Here is a 21,491-nt window from a genome sequence, read left to right as displayed (position 1 = left end):
TCACAAAGCTTTTATAAGTACTTTACAGATGAACCACCATGGAGAAAGTTAAGTTTGGAAATACTGATTCCATGATTACACCTATGGGTGTTGGCACCTATTATGATTTCAAATGGATAGGTCTGGCAAAAACTCTGAGGATAAGGCCCGGAAAGGAAAGGAGATTTAGTGCAATAAAAGCTGCCTTAGATGCTGGCATTAATTTCATCGACACTGCAGAAATATATGAAACAGAACCCTTTGTGGCTGAAGCCATGAAGGGAAGAAAAAGAGATGAACTTTTTATAGCGACCAAGGTATTTCCACTGCATTATTCATATGATGGAGTTATCAAATCATGTGAGAGGAGCCTGAGAAAACTGCAGACAGATTATATAGATCTGTACCAGCTTCATATGCATTCAAGTGCCGATAAGGTTAAGGAGGCTTTGAGAGGACTGGAACATCTTAAGGATGAGGGGAAGATTAGGCACATAGGAATAAGCAATTTCAATCTTGAGCAAACAAAGGAGGCGGTCTCGTTCATGAAAAAATATGAGATCAAGTCAACACAGATGAACTTCAACGTTGCCCATAGAAATATAGAAAAAGATTTGGTTCCGTACTGCAGGGAAAACAGTATTGCCATACTTGCATATTATCCACTTGCTCATGGAATGCTCACGTCTGAATCATCACTGGGAAAGGAAGTATTAAGTGAAATTGAAAAGAATCATGGAAAGAAGACCATGCCTCAAATTGCACTCAACTGGTTTTTCAGTAAATATGACTTTGTGTATCCCATTCCTAGGGCATCAAATCCCGATCATGTGAAGGAGAATGCAGGGTCTATGGGCTGGAAAATGACGCCGGAAGAAATTGAACTTGTGGAAAAGGCTGCCAGTGGTGTTCAGGGTCCGTCCTGGAGTGGAGACAATACCACATGATCCATAATTAAGACCTAGAGTACTCTTTCATTATCCTAAGAGGAAAGCAGAAATTCAATTACTTCTGAAGAGACAGTGTCATACAGAGGTGGGTTAAACACCAGTGCCGGAATTTCTTTTTCCCATTGAGTTTTGAGGCTTCTGATCCTCTCAACTGCTTCTTTTCCTTCATATGCTTTGTTATAAAATTTCATTTTCTCTTCTACTAAGTTAAGGTCGAGCGCTATGTTTCTTTTTATCAGAAAATATATATCATAAAGGTCCCTTGCTTTTTTTCTTGTCAAAAGTGCCCTTATCTTCTCAGAGAATACTTCCTTCAGGTCCATTGCAATGACCAAGTAAGGCATAAGATCTCTATATATGGGAATGATGTTGTAGTTTACAGATGGAAGGATTACCTTCTCACGCATGCTAATGTCTAATCGTATTGTCTGCAATGATATGGGGGATTTATATAAAGGTCCATGAATCTTTATTATGTACCCCATTGAATGATCTGCTTTATAACCTGAATAAGATGATGGATAGTAACGGTTAACTTCTGCCAAGGCGAGTTCTATCTTCTCGGATCTTAATTTGTCTTTAACTGTAAAATCTAGATCTTCTGAGAACCTGTTTAGGCCACAGCATTTCTGGAGAGATGTACCACCCTTGAAAATCAATTGGTTTCCTGTATTTGCATATATCCTTGATAAAATTATATGCTGAAGATAGTCTTTTTCTTTCTGGTAGGCGTTGAATGATAAGGGTACACTTAATAGTTCCTCTCTACTCAGCATACTTTACCCTCCACTTAGAATCTTTTAGGTTACCTGATTCTCCAAAATTAACGTACCTTTCTGATCTGTATTTAAGTAAAGCTTCACAATCATATCCAAATTTCTCCAATACGTGTCCTAACCTGTTTACAGTTGCACCTGAATGCATGAGCTTTCCATATTCTAGTAGTCTGTTAATATTCAATCCACTATTGTTTTGCAGAGCCTCTTCTGTTTCACCTATAAAGGTGTTCAGATAAAGTGAATCAACAATAGCCTTTTCAAGAGTGGCTACCATGCCAACATCTGTCCGTTCAAAGCCAAATATTCTTCCCCTACTCAACTTAATGAAAATGATTCTTGTCTGATCTATTAGAAGAGACCTGTGCTGGATAGGGGAAATGACCTGAATTTCTATAGGAATTTGTGTGGTGGAGCCCCTAATATAGAAGGCAGAAATAAGACTCACATATGAAGGTGAAATGATGCTTGAGGCAATGGTGGATACTGACGTACCCTCTACGTAATACATTCCTTTCATTATTCTCTTGATTTGTTTAATAGTAGAAAGCCTGTTAGATACATACCTTTCACTTTTGCCGAAGATTCTAGCTGCATCGTGTATGCTAAAAACTTCCAGTTGAAAATAGTTTATCTTTTCTAGGAAGTCCTCCCTTTTCATAATACTCTATACATTTGTATGTATTAAAACATACTATTATGAGTATTCATATATACAGATGTATTAACAACAACATTAGCATTTAAAAGTAGACTGGCATATGACCGGTTAGTTGGCCTAAAATTATATTACAAATTTTTGATTAATATTTCAATCGCACATGTTTTATGAAGTGAAGTCTTAAGGATTTATGGAAGACGTTGAAATTATTTCAAAGCAAACCGAGATACTTGGCGAAGGGCCAACATGGGACAGGAGAAATAACAAAGTTTACTGGGTAGATATTAAGGGTCATCTTTTTAGATCCTTTGAACTTTCCACCGGAAAGATAGAAACTGTGAAGACAGACGGTATGATATCTTCTCTTGTTCCCTCTCGATCAGGAAAGATGTATGCAACAATTGGCCACAGGTTTACATCCATCGATCCATCAACTGGTAAGGAAAAGGTACTTGTGGAGACTGAAAATTCTCTTGAAAATAACAGGTTCAATGATGGAAAGGTGGATCCATATGGAAACTACTGGGCAGGAACTATGGATATGAATGAGAAGGAGCCTGTAGCCTCACTCTATGTCTACACAAAGTCAGGCGAATTGAGAAAGGTTCTTGGAGGACAAACCATTTCCAATGGCCTTGCATGGGATGTGAATAGAATGATGTTCTATCACATAGATACTCCAACCAGAAAGGTTAGATCATACACATACAATGAGAAATGTGAGCTCACGAATGAAAGGATAGCTGTAGATTTTACCACAGAAGTGGGATTTCCAGATGGGATGAACATAGATACAGAGGGAATGATATGGGTTGCCCATTGGGGAGGACACAGGATATCAAGATGGAACCCCTCAACAGGAAAGAAACTTAGCGAGATTATTTTTCCAGCTACAAATGTAACATCCTGCACTTTTGGCGGTAAAAACATGACAGAACTCTTTGTTAGTTCGGCAAAACTCACCAGTAATCAACCAGCTGATCCGAAAGATATCGGAGGTTCTATATTCAGAGTAGATACCGGGATCAAGGGCGTAGAAACCTATTATTATGATGACTCAAAGCAAAAGTTGTGATGAACAAGTAGGAAATTCCTGAACAATAGTCTCTAATTAAGATTTCACTGTATTTCCTGTTACTCCCTTTTACCTTTTGGGAACCACTAATTGTGAAGTTGAGCTAATGAAGGGAATGAATATAAAAAATCATGCAGTTGTGATTTCAGTTGCGTTATAGAAGTTGTCAGGTGCATGGAAGAAATATGTTTGTCCGTTTAGATTCAGTTCTATGGGATTATTTGATTCAAAATAATTCACAGTATAATTTGATCCCGGTGCTGGTGAATTCGATATAAATGAAAAGATCTGTGCGTTTCCAGTATTGGAAAATGATCCAACTGAGGACATGTCTCCTAGTATATCTCCACTGAGTCCTATCACATGTGCTATTATGGATGTCACTGCAAGTATGACAGCCGGTTCTGTTGCATCCATATCTGCGCCGTTTGCAGCGGATTCTGCAGATACTATAGCAAGTTCAAGCCCCAATGCGGCGGAGAAGATCTTAAGACCGTCCGATACCTGTTTGTAGGCACTTGATACATTGAGCCATCCGGCTGAATGTTCGTAAAATGTTGCTGTAGAATAGGTGTCTCCTCGCCCGCTGTCATTGAGATTAAATGATCCTGTCTTAGTTTTCAAGTAGTGCTGTATTACCCACACAGCGCTTATCGGCAGGTTTGAATAACTCAACTGGAGGCCATTTGTTGTATTTATATTGGTGATCTGCCCTACTGTGTACCTGCCATCAAAGGTGGTTTTAAGTATGCTATTGGATAAAACATTGATTGAATAAGAACCTGTATTTGGGCACTCCAGTATTTTCAGTTTTTCTTTATGAAGATATGTATAAGTTGAATATCTTTCGAAGTAGTATGAAACACCATGAATTCCTATTACTACTGTTGTATGGTTCAGTGCTTTGCCTTCTGTAGAGTTTTTGACAAGAGAATTCCACATTGCTGTTGGATAAGCATTTGCCCCTGTGGCTGAACCACCCCCTATAAAACTAAAAACTTTGGAAACGGAAGGATTTGGTGATACGGTAGTGGTGATCTGGCCTGATGAACTTTCATATACCTGATTAGAACTTAAATTTATGATTGAATCAGAAAGGGAAATGGTGTTACCTGTGTCCACTAATGATTTTCCATTATCAGCATTCCTTCCTATGTGTGCAATTGATAGTGGCAACATGCCGTGGAAGTCAGTTACATTTTCTATGATGCTGGATGTCACATTGTAGTACTTGCATTCATATTTGACTATTGGGTTCCCACATTTTACAGGCGTTATCAAAGCATTCATCTGTTCGTTCTTCATGTTGTTATTGGAAACATAAATATTAGGAACGGAATGTTTTTCATGTACAATCTCTAAAGGCTTATCTGAAAAAGAAAGACCTACGTTGAAATTAATAGGTGTATAAACCACCTGTGAATATTGTGTCACATTAACATCACTACCATTGAACCACCTGTTTAACACATTTATACTAGCTCCTGTTGATGAATCAGAAACTTCTGTAACTGCTGAAAGTTTTCCTATATGTACATTTAATGGATTAAAAGGTACATTGTTGTAATATTGGTATATGTACAAAGTACCATTATCATGAGTAACTGTCTTTATTGCCTCAACAGTCATAGACAGATCGGTATTTCCCGTGTAGTGCTTCGTGATATTACTCCATTCATGTGATACACGGTCAAATGTTATTGGCAGGAAGAATTTTGTGTAGGTGTCATTCAGTGGGTATATTGTTATATTCATTAAAAGGTCTTCAACACTGTTGTTATACCTGTTCATTCCTAACATATCAACTGTGTTCAGACCTTTGTGAACTGCCTGTGGAACAGGTAGGTACAACTGAATATTTATTGTCGTATTGTTGGAAAGATGAAACCCGTCACCTTCTAAAGTATTGGGGCAGGATATGTTAACAGACGGTCCAAACACCCCAGTTACACCAGCGTTATTTGGCGAACTCCCGTTATCCCTGTAATATTCCGTGATTGATATAGCTCCTGCGAATATCATCACAGAGATAATTAAAACAGAAGTCAGCTTTTTGTTATTCATATATATATGAACAACTCGTTGTATTAATATTTTTCTTGGAACAGAAGTGTGTGACTCTATTCTAAGACTTGCCCATGTTGAACACGTTGTGCCATACACCGGTGAAGAACAGTGCACTGCCTACCCTATCATCACTACTCTTAGATATATTTCAACCTGGTATATTCTGTCGTTTGCGAATCACAATTAAGGATGGTCTAAAAAAACTAAAGATGGTTCCTATAGAAAGAATTGTCATGCATTTATAGGTGTTAGTTCTGCCAGAATGAAATTTTACGTTTTAAATGGTAATGCCCCAATTAAACATAATATTCATCCTTCAACTTATCAGCAATTCTATTATTTATGGTATTCTTAATGAATTTATCCAACATACCAGACTGTAGACGCATTTAAAACCTGATGAAATACAGTACTTCAGTATGATAATATTTTTATAGTATATTTTAAGTTATTATATCATGGTGTGAGGCAAATGATTTGCTGAACTAGTGTACCTGCATACTTAATTTAGGAAAATAAATTAAACAATGAATAATTGTAATCTATGACAGTTAAGGATATTTTTAAAAATCTGGATGGAGTTGAAAAGATTCTCATAAAGAACGGTGGTGAGAATGCCATTGACCGTTCTTTTTTCTACCTTTCACAGGTAAACGGAGGGTTGTTCGAGGGTTCATCAATTATTGCAGATAGAGATCACATTCAGATGTTCGTATATGAACTTGAGGAACAGATAGCAAGGTCAACAGACCATGAAGTACATGTTGCAAAGTCTTCAGCACAGATGAATGATATGATTCAAAGGGAGTTACGTGGTCAAACTAAAATAGGTGTTAACAAAGATTCCCTAACCGTAAACATGTTTGAAAGTGTCAGGAAAACAACAGGAAATGCAGAGCTTGTAGATGTGTCAAGGAACATCGCGGAGGCAAGGATGATAAAGGATGAAACTGAAATAAGAAAGCTGAGAGAAGCTGCCAGAATTAGCAGTGAGATATACGATGCTTCAATGAATCATCTGAAAGAAGGTATGACTGAAACGGAACTTTCAGCATATATGGTATATCTAATGATGTCAAATGGTGCATCAGAGCCTTCATTCAGCACGATTGTTTGTTTTGGTTCAAATGCATCTGAACCACACCATTCTCCAGGAAATAGAAAATTAAAATCTGGTGATTTTGTCCTTACTGACTACGGAGCAGCGTTTGAAAGATATCATGCAGATACAACAAGAACTTCAGTGTTTGGAAGAGCAACGGAGAAACAAAAAGAGATATACAGCATAGTGTTTGATGCACAGAAGTCAAGCATGAACATGATCAAACAGGGGGTAAATGGAAGGGATGTCAATGCAAAATCATATGAAATTATAGACAGTTCTCCCTATAAGGGGATGCTAATGCATGGTGTTGGACATGGAATAGGTCTTGATGTTCACGATCACCCAGCATTTGGTGGTTATGATTTTGATTTGAAAAAAGACATGGCTGTTACAGTAGAACCAGGAATATACATCCCCGGGTACGGAGGCGTGAGGATAGAGGACGACGTTTTGGTTAAGAATGATGGATTTGAACTTCTTACCCAGAAGCCCCCAAAAGACCTCATTGAGGTTTCTTAGGGCAAGTTTTCTTTGTAATCCTTTGATCCATTCCGGTACTTGTGTGTATGGAATAACATTACTGTTAATTTCAATGATATGATGTTTAAATTAGTAAGAAAAATATATTAACAATAAGCCTAATTTGCGATATGTTTTTATAGAAGTTTAGAATTACTATATTGCCTCAAAGGAGGTGAAAAAATGGCAGAAGTAAAAGAGATAAAGGAAACCGAAAAAGATGGAAAGAGTTTGGTCAGCGAGAGTAAGTCCACCCATACCAGAGATGTTGTGACAAGGGACACAATGATCCAGATGGATGAAATTTCTGAGGACATCTTCGAAGTTTTCAGGAAGTACGATCTGTCCATTTGGGAGGCAAAAAATATTATTCCATACCTTGTGGCAAAAATCTCAGAAGAGGCAAGGGACAATGAGATGGACATTGTGGAATATATAGATCTCTACCTGAAACCCAGTGCACTGGATTTCTCCAAGGGGCTGAGAAACTTCAGAAAATTCTCAGAGAAGAAATTCCACAAGGTAGAAAGTGTGAGGCAGTAGACTCACACTTTCGTTTACAAATGAAATACTTTTTGTAAGTACCTCATACCCAGTAATATTTAATTTTGACAAATGCTTCAAAGTTGCTTTAGAACCCCAGTTCATAAGAGCATCTTTTCCTCTTCTTTCAATGCTTTTTGGTAACTCTCTTTATTCACTTCGTCTTGTTAGGTATATTTTTATGTAAGTCCTTATTTAGTAAAAAATTCAAATATTTATAGATAATAAGATTGTTCCTCTAGTGGCGATGTGAATAATGGATAAAGGAGGTATTAACAATCCTGAAGAAAACAAATCTGCCTCAATGCAAATAGATAAAATAATAAAAGAAGAGAGGACCTGGAAGGGAGAAATCCTAATTAAGATCCGGAAGGTCATAAATGAGACAGATCCAAGAATATATGAAGAGGTAAAATGGAAAAAGCCGAGCAATCCAGCAGGCATCCCTGTATGGTCATATAATGGCATAATCTGCTTTGGTAACATTTTGAAGAATTCGGTAAGGTTAACATTCCCTAAGGGAGTAAAAGTCGTGGACCAAGATGGATTATTCAATTCAAGAATGGACAGCAAAACTGTAAGGGCGGTTGATTATTTTGAGAATGATACTATTGATGAGAAAAAACTTACCAGTGTTATTTTGCAGATCATTGATATGAATGAGAAAAACGCATTAAAAAAGAAATGATTTCATTAATTACTTTCCCTGAAAAATATTAGGTATATATTAAGATGAAGAGATTCTGACAACCTTTAAATAGATTATAATTATTATTATCTAATACTAAGTTAATCTTGTAAAATGGAGTTGAATATGAATGGAAGAAAATAAATGCCCTGTGAACCATGGAAATGAAAGTCATATGTCGTTAAATGAATGGTGGCCAGAAAGACTTGATCTTGGAATATTAAGACAGAATTCGGAAAAATCTAATCCGATGAATGTTGAGTTTGATTACAGAAAGGAGTTCGGTTCACTCGACTACTTTGGCCTGAAGAGGGATATTGCAAAAATCCTAACTGATTCTCAGGAATGGTGGCCAGCAGACTTCGGAAATTACGGTCCTTTCTTTATCAGGATGGCCTGGCACAGTGCTGGAACATACCGAATTGGAGATGGAAGGGGAGGGGCTGGATCTGCTCAGCAGAGGTTTGCACCTATTAACAGCTGGCCAGACAATGTGAACCTGGACAAGGCAAGGAGGCTACTATGGCCGATTAAGCAGAAATATGGACAAAAGATCTCCTGGGGTGATCTGATAATTTTAACTGGAAATGTCGCCATGGAATCAATGGGATTTAAAACATTTGGATTTGGAGGAGGAAGAAAAGATGTTTATGAACCTGATCTTTCTGTGTACTGGGGGCCAGAGGGAAAGTGGCTGGACGATAGGAGATATTCCGGTGACAGAGAACTTCAAAACCCTCTCGCAGCAGTTCAGATGGGTCTAATATATGTAAATCCAGAGGGGCCAAATGGAAAGCCAGATCCACTTGCAGCCGCAAGGGACATAAGAGAGACGTTTTCCAGAATGGCAATGAATGATGAGGAAACCGTGGCACTCATTGCCGGAGGACATACATTCGGAAAGACTCACGGTGCTGGTCCTGCCTCCAGTGTCGGACCTGAGCCTGAGGGTGCACCCATAGAAGATCAGGGACTGGGATGGAAAAGTACCTACAGATCTGGAAGCGGAGAAGATACGATTGGGGGTGGGCCCGAGGTTACATGGACAGAAACGCCAACAAAATGGAGTGATAACTTCCTCTATAATCTGTTTCACTATGATTGGGAACTGACAAAAAGCCCGGCAGGTGCATATCAGTGGAAGGCAAAGGGTAATGCAAAAACTATACCAGACGCTTACCACAGCAATACATACCATGAACCCACCATGCTTACAACAGATCTTGCATTGCGCTTTGATCCAGTATATGAGAAAATAGCAAGAAAATTTTATGAAAAACCATATGAATTTTCCGATGCATTTTCCAGAGCATGGTTTAAGCTAACCCACAGGGATATGGGTCCCAGATCAAGGTACCTGGGGCCAGAAGTTCCGGAAGAAGACCTGATATGGCAGGATCCTGTTCCTCCATTGAAACACAAATTGCCAGACAGAAATGATGTTAAGTCCATGAAAGAAAAAATTCTCCATTCAGGTTTATCTATATCAGATCTTATCTATACAGCATGGTCTGCCGCTTCGACCTTTCGTGGAAGTGACAAGAGGGGCGGGATAAATGGAGCAAGGATTAGGTTGCTTCCTCAAAGGGAGTGGAAAGTTAACGATCAGGAATTGCTTGAAAGGGTCTTATCAACACTTGAAAGGATTAAGAAAGAATTTGATTCAACAAATAACAGTGGAAAGAAAGTTTCATTTGCTGATCTGATCGTTATAGCCGGATCAGCTGCGGTTGAACATGCAGCAGAAAATGGTGGATTCAGGATAGATGTTCCTGTTACACTTGGAAGGAACGATGCCACACAGGAAATGACAGATATAATATCATTCAATGTATTGGAGCCAAAGGCAGACGCTTTCAGGAATTATCTTGATGAAGGAATTCATGGAAAGACAGAGAAAATGATGATTGATAAGGCACAGCTACTCACATTAACGGTTCCTGAAATGACAGTATTAATAGGTGGAATGAGGGTTCTTGGTGGGAATTATAAAAATACAGATATGGGTGTATTTACCAGCAGGAAGGGTGTGCTAAGCAATGATTTCTTTGTAAATTTGCTTGATAATAACATTGAGTGGAAGAAGGTGAATGGAAATGAGAACCTGTTTGAAGGCCATGAGAGGAATAATGGTGAGAAGAAGTGGCAGGGATCAAGGGTTGATCTGATATTTGGCGCACATTCAGAATTGAGGGCAGTTTGCGAGGTATATGCCAGTTCTGATGGTAAAGAAAAGTTTGTAAAAGACTTTGTTTCAGCATGGACTAAGGTTATGAACCTTGACCTGTATTACATGAGTCATTGAATCAGATAAAAACTCAATTTTCCCACTCTATCTAAAAATTGTGGAATGAACTGTAACTGATCGTGGGATAAAAGGTTCATATTAATCAAAAGTTGTTTTCCTATTTTTTATATAGAAATTTTAGAATATTTACTCCTTTAATTTGAAAATGAAAGTTGCGATTAAATCTTTGAGGTTTCAATATAAATCTGACCGCAAAATGGAGTTGATATGCGATTTAAACCTGTCGAAAGCCTTCCTTTTCCAACTTCCTGGAAATTGCAGTCCTTAACTGTGTATACAGCCTCAGTTTCGCTTTCAAGCAGTAAATTACTACCGGATGAATTAATTATGATTTCTTCCTTTCCATCCACATTAACTGGAATTGGTGAATAACAAACAGTGATCTTTTGATTGTTTATTATTGAAGAGACGGTAGGGAAATTCAATTCCATATGTTTAACACTTATCTTTCCATGGAGTAAAGTTAATCTGTGTTCCTTCCAGAATTCTATCCATTTTCTCAAAACTTCCAGATTTTCACTCTTCTGTTCTTTCAGCATTACAGATATCTGTGGTACCGTAAATAGCACGTTTATAAATGCAAAGGATATGTTTTCCATTGAGTCTTCACTGTTCCACATAAGTGGATCACTGTGTACCGGAACTATACCGGATATCAGTCTTGTGCTTAAGGATCTGATCCTGTTTTCTATATGATCCCCTGGACAATCTGCAGATCTTATCATATTGCAATATTGCAGCATTATGGGAGAGATGTATCTCTGCCTGAACTCTATTAACTTCCCATTGGCTGGACCCAGTGTCTCTCTCAGAAACTCTGGTATTTTCCTGTAAACATCATCCCTGTCATCAGGATCTATTATTGAGTCTATAAAATCAACCTTTAGACCGTCAAAACCCAGTTTTACAAGATAATTTACCCTTTCTTTAATATAATCTGTCGTTTCCTGATCTAAAGGGTCCACTATGCCTGTGCCCCATCCTTCATTGACTCTCAGCAGTTTCTTATTAAATTTATTGAATATTTTTGATTCCTTGCCAATGAATGGAAGTGCAATCCAGACTACGTAATTTAAATTTAATTGGTGTATCCTTTTTACATGACCTACAGGATCTGGAAATTTTGACCTGTCGAATTCCCAGTCACCTGTATATTTATACCCTCTTCTGTTGTCCGATGTCTGCCATCCATCATCTAGAAATACAGATTCAAACCCAATTTTTTTTGCTAACTTAGCTTCTTGCTCCACGGCTTCCTGACTAACATTCTGGTGCATGGAGTACCATGTTGAATATACTATGGATTCCGATTCATTAGGGATAACAGGCTTTGGATAAAATGAACTAACCCATGAGGATGCGGAAAATATGACGTCTGTAATCTCTTCCCCTGATGTGCTCAGGAGAACGCTGAAAGAATCCTGTGATTTTCTTTTTATTTTTATTATGATTTCTTTATCCTCTTCACTTACTCCATAGGATATATTAATGGGGTTGAGGCAGTCTGATATTGCTACAGTGCATGAGTTTTTCCCTTTTTGATTATAGAATGAAATGACTGGAATGTTAATGTTTGGCCTTATCTTCACTTCTCCGTTCCAGTCTGGTTCAAGCCCATTGCTCCTTCCAGAGGTGGTGAACCATGAAAATTGTATATTAATTAGGGGTATGTGTATTTCAAGTCTGCATTCATAAAGTGGCTTCAGAGTATAGATTGTACCATGGAGACTTTCCTTCTTCATGGCTTCATAATTTTCATACAGGAGATATATGCCATCCGAACCGTTTTGTAATTTCATGACAGAGAATTCGAAAAAATAGTAAATAATGTTTTGGTATTTCCTCTAGATAAGTGTTTTTTGGGATTTTTATAGATTTTTCCTCAGTGGTTTTTTGTCTATCTTGCCAGTACTTGTCTTTGTGAATTCCTTTATCACCATATAATCATCCGGCAGCCAGAATTTGGCTATCCTTCCTGATTCAACATATGACTCCATATGTTTTTTCAGGTTTTCAAGGTTGAACTTATCATTTACTGTTATGAAGGCAACAGGCCTTTCACCCCATTTCTCATGACTTCTTCCCACAACTGCAACCTCATTTACACCTGTAGCAGTACTGATAAGATCCTCCAGAACAAGTGTTGGGATGAATTCACCTCCAGATTTTACTGCGTCCTTCTCCCTGTCCACTATTGATATATAACCATAACTGTCAACAACTGCCAGATCGCCAGTGTGCATCCATCCGTTATTCCAGAGTTTTTCTGTTCCTTCCTTATCCTTTACGTATTCCTGAGTTAACCATGGTGCCCTGACTACTATTTCGCCAATTGATTTTGTATCCCATGGAACCTCCTTACCTTCCCTATCAACAACCCTTAGATCAACAAGACTTATTGGTACACCTGTCTTTATCCTGAACTCAGATTTCTTCTGTTCATCCATTTCCATGACTTTCTGTGTATATGTTCCAAGAGTTAGAATTGGAGCGGTTTCAGACATTCCATAACCGGCCACTGTATCGATCCCAATAGAGCTTGCCTTAACTGCAAGCCCTTTTGGAATGGCCCCTCCTCCAACTATGACTTTCAGGTGATTTTCTTTCAACGCCCCGGAAGCATCTGGATTACTTATGATCATGTATAGGATTGAGGGAACCATGGCACTTACAGTGACCTTTTCCTTCTTCATTATACTGAGAATCAGTGGTACATCGTATCTTCCAGGAAGAATATATTTCATTCCCTTCATTATGGTGGAATATGGAATCCCCCACGAATGAACATGGAACATGGGTACAAGGGGCATCATAACATCACTGCTCTTCAATCCAATGGGCTGATCGCTGAGTCCTGCTATGGAAGCCAGTGCATGTAGCACAATCTGCCTGTGTGTAAATGAAACACCCTTGGGAAGACCTGTTGTTCCTGATGTATAGAAAGTTGTTGCGATTGTGTCTTCTGTTATTTCTGGAAGTTTCACAGGGTCCTGGCTTTTTACAAGATCATCAAAATTCACAGAAGGCTCTAAAGTACCTGGAATTTTTCCACTTTCTGAATATACAATCCACTTTCTGATAAAAGAAAACATAGCCTTATTCTGTGCAATAAGAGGTACGAATTCATCCCTTATGATCACATATCTGTCCTCTGCATGCTGCATGGAATAGAATATCATTTCAGGTGGATATCTTATATTTACAGTGTGCAGTACAGCCCCAATCATGGGAATTGCATAGTATGCTTCCAGATATCTTGTGGTGTCCCAGTCAATCACAGCGATCCTGTCACCCTTCCTGATACCCATTTTTAATAATGAAAATGCAAGGTTTCTTACCCTATCATTGAATTCTTTATATGTTATGTTTTCCCTTCCCTGGTAAGAAATGATCTGGTCAGGGTTGTTTCTCACTGAGCTTATCAATATCTTGTCTATGGTCAATTCATACCTGTTTGACATATATTTACATGGACAGGCATGGCTTAAATTTTCTGGTGCCTTTAAACATGGTTCGATTTTCAATCATTTTCCATAAAATAGAACTTTGGTTATGAATTTTCATTTCTGATGCGATTAATCAGGTTTGGAAATGTTTATTCCTAACAGGGGTATAGAAGCATAAAAGGAATACCATGGAGATACAGAGTAAGGAAGTTCAGTGGAGGGTTCATGATATTGATATCTATGGGACCATTACCAGACCAGTCGCAGGAGAGAATCTTCCCGCTGTGATCCTTCTGGCAGGCAGCGGATCTACTGATAGGGACTGGTGCTCTCCGCTTCTTCCAGGATCTAATGGAAGTGGAAGGTTAATTGCAGAAAGACTGGCTGAAAATGGATTTGTAACCCTAAGATACGATAAGGCCGGTTCTGGTGTACATGCAAAGGAGAATATTCAGAAGTTTGCAGGCAGGGTAAATATGCAATATTTTGCAGATGAATTACATGGTGCTTTTGAAAAACTTTCCGGGGAGGATGGAGTTAACATGGACCTTATATTCGCTCTAACAAACAGTGAAGGTGCCATACATGCGGTTAATTACCAGCTTGGGAATTTTGAAAAAATTTCAGGGGTTTCATTCTTACAGGTCCACATGGAAGATCTGTTGGAGATGTTGCCAGAAGCCAGCTTTTGTCACAGTTTGGAAAACTGCCAAATGCAGATACAATTATGAAAGCATATGATCTTGCCATAAGGGAATTTATCTCAGAGAAACCTGTTACAGTAAATGATGATCTGCCATTGCTAATGAAACAACTAATTTCCAGCTTAGAAACACCCATAAATTTACCATTTTCTAGGGAATTTTGGGCATACAATCTTGGTGATCACATCAGTATAGTTAAGGATCCCATAATGGTGCTGATTGGAAAGAAGGATATTCAGGTAAGCTGGAATGATGATGGAAATATGCTAAAGAAGTCGCTTTCTGAAAATATGAACACCTCTTTCGTTTTTCCGGAGAATGCAAATCATTTGCTGAAACATGAGGAGCTTCCTCTGGAAAAATTATCAGCACAGTATGTTTCTCTGAACTATAATTCTTCAGATAGAATACTTGATGAGGAAGCCCCCAATAATATTTTAAGCTGGTTGAATGAAAGGATTGAAAACTCGTGAGGAATAAAACTTCAGGGAGATAAGATTTTCTGCATATTTATTGTGCCGTGCGAATGAGGAGCATGCCGGTTTAGCCTCATATATCAGCCTCGTAATAGAAATAATCTCAAGTTTTATTTATAACCATGATTCTTTCCGAAACCTTGAGGGTTGAAAATGGCAATAAAAAGCTAATGCTTGGTAATGAGGCCATTGCAAGAGGTCTTCTGGAGAATGGAAATGGGTTCTCTGCAACCTATCCTGGAACACCTTCCAGCGAAATTGGGAATGTTATGGCACGGGATGGAAGTAAGAATGGATCCTATTTCCAGTATTCAATAAATGAGAAGGTTGCATATGAGACCGCCTATGGCGCCTCCCTTGCAGGTCTAAGATCTTCTGTGTTCATGAAGCACGTTGGATTGAATGTTGCCTCTGATCCATTTGTCAGTTCAGTTTATACTGGAATTGGCGCTGGGATGATGGTAATGGTTGCGGATGATCCATCAATGTTTTCTTCTCAGAATGAACAGGATTCCAGAAGATATGCTGATCTTGCACATGCTCCGATGATAGAGCCGTCAACTCCGCAGGAATGCAAGGACTTTGTGAAATTTGTTTTTGAGATATCAGAGAAATATTCCATACCTGTCTTATACAGGACATCAACAAGGGTAAGCCACATGAGAGCGCCAGTGGAACTTGGAGAAATCATGAATGCTCAGAGGAAGAATATTGATGTAAAAAGCATTAGAAACAGGACAACGGCCATCCCTTCCAATGCACGTATTCTGAAAAATGATCTGCTGCATAAGATGGCTCTTCTAGGAAATGATAGCTTCTTCTCCTCACTCAACAGAATTGAGCGATATGGGAGTTCCAGAATTGGTATAATCACCTCAGGGTCCTCGTATAACCAATCCACTGATGCGATCTTTTCTATGGGTATTGAAATGAATGTGCTGAAACTTGGGCTTACCAATCCAATCCCACAGGAAATAACGGCTCAATTCCTGAAGGAAAATGATATTGTTCTTATTGTTGAAGAACTTGATCCATATCTTGAGACAAAGATAAGGACATACAGGGATATTCTTGGCAGTGGTGCAATCATTCACGGAAAGCTGGATGAATATATGCCATGGTCATATGAGATGAACCCGGACATTGTAAAAAATGGCATCAGGAAGATACTTGGCCTTAATATTGAAGACACATCAATCCCCAAGCCTGCTTCCAGACCTGATTTCTGCCCCGGATGTCCTCACAGATCATCCTTCTACACAATAAAGAGGGCACTAAAACTTGCAGGAAAGCCGCAGACTGTGATCACCTCAGATATCGGATGTTATTCACTTGGTTACTATGAGCCATACTCTGCTGGAGATACGATGCTTGATATGGGAGCGTCCATCTCCACCGGTTCAGGCATAAGCCTCGCCACAGGACAGAGAGTGGTATCGTTCATCGGTGATTCAACATTTTACCATTCAGGCATAACCGCTCTGGCAAATGCAGTAAGATCAGGAGCTAACATGCTAATATTCATTTTGGATAACAGCACCACTGCAATGACTGGTCAGGAACCAACACCAGAGAAGGATGCGGTTGTAAACGGTGAAGAATTCACAGGAATTCCACTTGAGGGAATGATCAGGGCATGCGGTGTAAAGGATGTTATAACTGCAAGCAGTTATAACCAGAAAGAGCTCATGCTTACAACCATGAAAGCGTTAAAATCCTCTGGGATTACAGTTGTTATAACAAGAGGAGAATGTGCCCTCATAAACAGAGAAGAAAAGGCACGGAGACTGAAGTATCAGATCAACACTGAAAAATGCAGCCTTTGCAGAAACTGCATTGATGATTTTCACTGTCCAGCAATTCAGGAAAAGCCAGATGGAACCATATTCATAGATTCTGGGGAATGTGATGGATGCGGAATGTGCTCTGACATTTATGTATGTCCATTCAAGGCCATAGAGGTGGTACAATGACAGGTGCATACCGGATTGCCGGTGTTGGTGGTCAGGGAGTGATTACCATGGCAAAGGCAATTTCAACCATTCTTATGAATGAGAATCTTGATCCAGTCATGTCTGAGATTCATGGTCTTTCACAGAGGGGCGGAAGTGTTGTTTCAGATATAAAATATGATGGGGCAAAATCGCCCATACTTACAAAAAATGATGCAGATGTACTTATTGGAATGAAAACATCAGAGGCATTATCAAACATGTATGTCCTGAAAGAAACTGGAATATGTATCGGAAACAGAATTAATGATCCGGGGAAGGATGTTGTCATTGACTTTGTTGAGGGAAAGAAGGTTTACTGGGTTGACTGCCAGTCCATAGCCGGTGATGATTCCAGTGGAAGCATCAACATGGTACTTCTAGGATTTATTAGTTCCATGGATCCGAAAATTCATTTTGATGATGCAATGAAATATGTAAGTAATGCTTTTGGGGGAAAATATACTGAAAGAAACACGACCATGCTAAGGAGAGGATATGAGGCAGGAGTTAGAATTTTCGGTAATGTAACCAACTGATCAGAAATAGAACGGAACTGACTTTCAGGTCAGCGAATACTTAATTTTTCTTTGATTTGAATAGATAGGAAACTATTGAATAAATGGATTGTCCCATAAGCTGCCATATCTTGTTATAAGTACTCATAATAAACGTTAACTGTATCATATAATTACATAAGTATGGAGACAACTATCCAAATAAAAAAGGATCTTAAGGAAAGACTCAATTCTTTGAGACTCAATCCAAAGGAGTCCTACGATTCAGTCATAAGAAGACTTTTAAAACTTGCAGAGGACGAGGAACCTCTTTCCAAAGATACAATTGAGAAGATAGAAATGTCTCTAAAGGATATTAAAGAGGGTAGGGTATATTCAACCGATGAAGTGAGGAAGAGGCTAAAAATTGCCTGATTACGAGGTAAAATTGATAGAAACAACTGTCTGATTCTTGAAGAAAATGAAAAGTGTTGGCGTCGAAAATATCTTGAAAAATATGATGATTATCAGCAAAAATCCGTTTCATTACATCAAACGTCTCAGGGGAGTACCGCTTTATAGTTTGAGAGCTGGAAAGTACAGAGTGATCATGAGTATAGAAAGGGAGAAACTTGTTATCTTTGTGATTGAAGTGGGAAACAGAAAGAATGTTTATGATGACTTATAAATCACGGTAAAATGCATTCACTCAGGTTTTGACATTCTGTTCCATGTTTTACTAAACTCTCCGGATAATCCCAAGGCCTTTACAAATCCCATTTTTTGATAAAATGCAATAGCCTGTTTGTTAATTAATGGTGTATCTGCCACAATAGCTTTTAAATGATCCTTTGGAATTCCTCTTAACAGAAAACTACATGTGCCTTTTCTTCTGTGTGGGAAATTGATTACTACATCTTCGATGTAAAAATTCCCTCATGAACATGCTTTTAATGTCTGCTTCTACAGGCCCTCTGAGCAAAAGTTCTGTGGTCATGATTCTTTTTATGTAACATTGACTTGTTGGTGTCTTGATCAGGAATTTGGAGTTTGATCTGGCTGAATCGATATAGAAAGGATTGCTAGGAATTTTTAGAACGGAGATAGATGGCTAATTATTGCATGATTTCTCAGGTTAATAGTTAAAATATTATAATGGGATATTAAAATCAGGTGAAAAGTGACGGGCACTGAAAATACAAATTCAGAAACTATTTTAAAACGTGTTGTTCATTCAATATTGTTTTATTATTATACCCTCACTAATTCACATTCTGTAAGGGAGAACTGATAGAATGGATAATGAATTCGAGAAACTGTCCACAAAGGAATGTTACAATAAACTCAATTCTTCATCTTCCGGTCTCAGTTCTTCCGATGTAGAACAGAGGATCAGGCAATATGGTAAAAATGAGGTTGTGGAGAAGAAGGAGAACGCTGTCCTGAAATTTCTGAAGAAGTTTTGGGCGCCTGTACCATGGATGCTTGAAATCACTGCGATCATAACATTTTTTATAGGGAAGGATCTGGATACATATATCATCCTATCCCTTCTAATATTCAACAGCTTCATCAGCTTCTTTCAGGAATCCAGGGCCAGTGATGCAGTGGAGATGCTCAGGAGCAGGATCACTGTAAAAACCAGGGTGCTGAGGAATGGAAGTTGGGAACAGATCATCTCAACTGAACTTGTTCCAGGAGATGTGGTTCATGTAAGAATGGGAGATGTTGTTCCTGCTGACGTTAAGATTGAAAGAGGAAAGGTAGAAGTCGATCAATCAGCACTCACAGGAGAATCAAATCCTGTTAGAAGGGGAGAAAATGGAGAGATATTTTCAGGTTCAATTGTAAAAAAGGGAGAGGCAACAGGACTTGTAGTTGCAACTGGAGCTAAAACACTATTTGGACATACAGCAGAACTTGTCAGCAGCGCAAAATCAGAATCACATCTTGAAAAGCTCATTCTCAGCATTGTGAAATACCTTGCAGTTATAGATGTTATTCTTGTACTCGGCCTCGTCGTATTCTCCTTTATCTATAACGTTCCTCTTATCGATGCCATACCTTTCTCACTGGTAGTTCTGATAGCATCAATACCCGTTGCCCTGCCTGCAACATTTACGATCGCAACTGCATACGGTGCAATAGACCTTTCAAAAAAGGGTGCACTTGTTACAAGGTTGAATGCAGTTGAGGACGCTGCTTCCATGGATTCCATATGCTTTGATAAAACCGGTACGCTTACAAAAAATGAACTGACAGTGCAGGAACCTGTTCTATTTGAATCCTCTAGAGAAGATATTACAAGATATGCCATGCTTGCATCAGATGAATCCAGCCTGGATTCAATAGATCTTGCAATCATAAATTTTGGGAAATCAGCAGGAGTAAATATGGAAGGGTACAGGATAACTGATTTCACACCCTTTGAACCCGCCACAAAGAGGACACAGGCAAAGGTTGAAACACCTGATGGAATGATCACTGTCACAAAGGGCGCACCACAGGTTTTAGCCGCCATGTGTCCTGGAATCAAAGTAGATGAGGTTATGGAAAAGGCCAGGGAACTTTCTCTAAGAGGATATAGAACAATTGCTGTGGCGGTAAATGATGGAACTACCTGGAAATTCAGTGGACTCATTCCCATGCATGATCCTCCACGGGATGACTCGAAAGAACTCATAGGAAAACTAAGGGACATGGGTATTGTACCTAGAATGATTACAGGTGATTCTACACCCATTGCAGAGGAGATAGCAAAGGAAGTTGGTATAGGACAGAATGTAAGCAGGGTTTCTGATGTTATTTCTGGAAAAACGAAGGTGGATGACTGCAATGCTTTTGCAGAGGTATTTCCGGAGGATAAATTTTCCATTGTAAAAATCCTGCAGAAGGAGGGACACATCACAGGAATGACTGGTGATGGTGTCAATGATGCTCCAGCACTGAAGCAGGCAGAGGTTGGTATTGCAGTTGCCTCGGCCACAGATGTTGCCAAGGCTTCAGCCAGTATAGTTCTTACCCATGAGGGGCTTACAGATATAGTCAGTGCAGTCGAGGACGGAAGGAAGATCTTTCAGAGAATGCTTACATACACTCTTAACAAGATAATAAAAACAGTACAGGTTGCAATTTTCCTCACAACTTCGTTTTTCATATTCAGATTCTTCGTCACAACACCCTTTGATATAATCCTGCTACTTTTTGCGAACGATTTCGTTACAATGTCCATCGCAACTGACAATGTGAGATTCTCAAAGAACCCTGAGAAGTGGAATGTGAGATCGCTTGTTGGATCCTCCTTTAGCCTTGCAATGTTCATTGTTGTGGAATCCTTTGCTATCCTGATTATAGGAATGAGGCTTGGCCTAAACAACAATCAGATCCATACATTCATATTTGACATGCTGGTCTTTTCTGGCCAGTTCACCGTCTATATGGTTAGGGAGAGGGGAAGATTCTGGAATTCAAGGCCAAGCAAATGGTTACTGTCTGCGACAGTTGCAGATTTAATATTTATCAGTCTGATCTCATGGCTGGGAATACTGGTTACTGCTATTCCACTGCGTAATATTCTACTGGTTCTCGCCCTTACGTTCCTTTCAATGGCCATAATTGATCTTGGTAAAAATTATATTTTCAGGCATTATGGTATCTGATTTAAATAAACAAAAAGTACCTGAAGTGATACAAAATCATTTTAATT

The 21,491-nt window shown here is 38.9% G+C and carries 19 protein-coding genes; 13 read left to right on the top strand and 6 right to left on the bottom strand.

What is annotated here, in order from left to right:
• The first annotated feature begins 38 nt into the window (after positions 1–38).
• Entirely contained in the window at positions 39–926 is an 888-nt protein-coding gene (locus CSP5_RS00640; RefSeq protein WP_148689438.1) for an aldo/keto reductase, read from the top strand.
• A gap of 35 nt (positions 927–961) precedes the next feature.
• Here CSP5_RS00640 and CSP5_RS00635 read toward each other — a convergent pair whose 3' ends face one another.
• Both CSP5_RS00635 and CSP5_RS00630 read right to left on the bottom strand, forming a co-directional pair.
• On the bottom strand, positions 962–1,705 hold the full coding sequence (locus CSP5_RS00635; RefSeq protein ID WP_077075795.1) for a nucleotidyl transferase AbiEii/AbiGii toxin family protein: 744 nt from the start codon (positions 1,703–1,705) through the stop codon (positions 962–964).
• Positions 1,695–2,366, bottom strand: a complete 672-nt coding sequence (locus tag CSP5_RS00630; protein WP_021789382.1) for a type IV toxin-antitoxin system AbiEi family antitoxin domain-containing protein — start codon at positions 2,364–2,366, stop codon at positions 1,695–1,697. Before CSP5_RS00630 ends, CSP5_RS00635 begins: the two co-directional genes overlap by 11 nt.
• Positions 2,367–2,556: 190 nt before the next feature.
• Here CSP5_RS00630 and CSP5_RS00625 point away from each other — a divergent pair, with 190 nt between their 5' ends.
• The gene (locus tag CSP5_RS00625) at positions 2,557–3,441 is read left to right on the top strand and encodes an SMP-30/gluconolactonase/LRE family protein (RefSeq protein ID WP_077075794.1); all 885 of its coding nucleotides are present in this window, start codon (positions 2,557–2,559) and stop codon (positions 3,439–3,441) included.
• A gap of 129 nt (positions 3,442–3,570) precedes the next feature.
• On the opposite strand, the gene CSP5_RS00620 is transcribed toward CSP5_RS00625, so the two are convergent.
• On the bottom strand, positions 3,571–5,505 hold the full coding sequence (locus tag CSP5_RS00620; protein ID WP_021789384.1) for a hypothetical protein: 1,935 nt from the start codon (positions 5,503–5,505) through the stop codon (positions 3,571–3,573).
• A gap of 547 nt (positions 5,506–6,052) precedes the next feature.
• Between CSP5_RS00620 and CSP5_RS00615 the strand changes: the two genes are divergently transcribed.
• The 4 genes from CSP5_RS00615 to katG all read left to right on the top strand — a co-directional run bounded on the left by CSP5_RS00615 (position 6,053) and on the right by katG (position 10,668).
• On the top strand, positions 6,053–7,132 hold the full coding sequence (locus CSP5_RS00615; protein ID WP_077075793.1) for a M24 family metallopeptidase: 1,080 nt from the start codon (positions 6,053–6,055) through the stop codon (positions 7,130–7,132).
• 183 nt (positions 7,133–7,315) lie between these two features.
• Positions 7,316–7,675 (top strand): hypothetical protein, encoded by a 360-nt coding sequence (locus CSP5_RS00610; RefSeq protein WP_021789386.1) that lies wholly within the window; start codon positions 7,316–7,318, stop codon positions 7,673–7,675.
• Between the two features lie 256 nt (positions 7,676–7,931).
• On the top strand, positions 7,932–8,363 hold the full coding sequence (locus CSP5_RS00605; protein ID WP_021789387.1) for a DUF1801 domain-containing protein: 432 nt from the start codon (positions 7,932–7,934) through the stop codon (positions 8,361–8,363).
• A gap of 130 nt (positions 8,364–8,493) precedes the next feature.
• Complete coding sequence (gene katG, locus CSP5_RS00600) at positions 8,494–10,668, top strand: catalase/peroxidase HPI (protein WP_021789388.1); 2,175 nt, start codon at positions 8,494–8,496, stop codon at positions 10,666–10,668.
• 161 nt (positions 10,669–10,829) lie between these two features.
• On the opposite strand, the gene CSP5_RS00595 is transcribed toward katG, so the two are convergent.
• A complete protein-coding gene (locus tag CSP5_RS00595) occupies positions 10,830–12,470 on the bottom strand; it encodes a glycoside hydrolase family 36 protein (protein ID WP_021789389.1) in 1,641 nt (546 codons plus the stop codon).
• Positions 12,471–12,539: 69 nt separating this feature from the next.
• The gene (locus CSP5_RS00590; protein WP_021789390.1) at positions 12,540–14,132 is read right to left on the bottom strand and encodes a fatty acid--CoA ligase; all 1,593 of its coding nucleotides are present in this window, start codon (positions 14,130–14,132) and stop codon (positions 12,540–12,542) included.
• A 173-nt stretch (positions 14,133–14,305) separates the two neighbouring features.
• Here CSP5_RS00590 and CSP5_RS09860 point away from each other — a divergent pair, with 173 nt between their 5' ends.
• The 6 genes from CSP5_RS09860 (at position 14,306) to CSP5_RS00565 (ending at position 18,473) form a co-directional block, all read left to right on the top strand.
• On the top strand, positions 14,306–14,848 hold the full coding sequence (locus CSP5_RS09860; RefSeq protein ID WP_197685808.1) for a dienelactone hydrolase family protein: 543 nt from the start codon (positions 14,306–14,308) through the stop codon (positions 14,846–14,848).
• On the top strand, positions 14,845–15,294 hold the full coding sequence (locus CSP5_RS09855; protein ID WP_021789392.1) for a hypothetical protein: 450 nt from the start codon (positions 14,845–14,847) through the stop codon (positions 15,292–15,294). Before CSP5_RS09860 ends, CSP5_RS09855 begins: the two co-directional genes overlap by 4 nt.
• Before the next feature lie 125 nt (positions 15,295–15,419).
• The gene (iorA, locus tag CSP5_RS00580; protein WP_021789393.1) at positions 15,420–17,270 is read left to right on the top strand and encodes an indolepyruvate ferredoxin oxidoreductase subunit alpha; all 1,851 of its coding nucleotides are present in this window, start codon (positions 15,420–15,422) and stop codon (positions 17,268–17,270) included.
• On the top strand, positions 17,267–17,827 hold the full coding sequence (locus tag CSP5_RS00575) for a 2-oxoacid:acceptor oxidoreductase family protein (protein ID WP_021789394.1): 561 nt from the start codon (positions 17,267–17,269) through the stop codon (positions 17,825–17,827). Before iorA ends, CSP5_RS00575 begins: the two co-directional genes overlap by 4 nt.
• A 162-nt stretch (positions 17,828–17,989) precedes the next feature.
• Positions 17,990–18,220: a DUF7557 family protein gene (locus tag CSP5_RS00570; RefSeq protein ID WP_021789395.1), complete on the top strand. Its 231-nt coding sequence runs from the start codon at positions 17,990–17,992 to the stop codon at positions 18,218–18,220.
• A gap of 46 nt (positions 18,221–18,266) precedes the next feature.
• Complete coding sequence (locus tag CSP5_RS00565) at positions 18,267–18,473, top strand: type II toxin-antitoxin system RelE family toxin (protein WP_021789396.1); 207 nt, start codon at positions 18,267–18,269, stop codon at positions 18,471–18,473.
• A 17-nt stretch (positions 18,474–18,490) separates the two neighbouring features.
• Here CSP5_RS00565 and CSP5_RS10015 read toward each other — a convergent pair whose 3' ends face one another.
• Positions 18,491–18,709, bottom strand: a complete 219-nt coding sequence (locus tag CSP5_RS10015; protein WP_338417452.1) for a GNAT family protein — start codon at positions 18,707–18,709, stop codon at positions 18,491–18,493.
• 371 nt (positions 18,710–19,080) lie between these two features.
• Between CSP5_RS10015 and CSP5_RS00560 the strand changes: the two genes are divergently transcribed.
• A complete protein-coding gene (locus CSP5_RS00560; RefSeq protein WP_148689436.1) occupies positions 19,081–21,444 on the top strand; it encodes a plasma-membrane proton-efflux P-type ATPase in 2,364 nt (787 codons plus the stop codon).
• Positions 21,445–21,491 lie beyond the last annotated feature (47 nt).

The organism is Cuniculiplasma divulgatum, from assembly GCF_900083515.1.
GTDB classification, from domain to species: Archaea; Thermoplasmatota; Thermoplasmata; order Thermoplasmatales; family Thermoplasmataceae; genus Cuniculiplasma; species Cuniculiplasma divulgatum.
The sequence above is the reverse complement of the archived record's forward strand: the minus strand, read 5'-3'. Positions and strand labels throughout refer to the sequence as shown.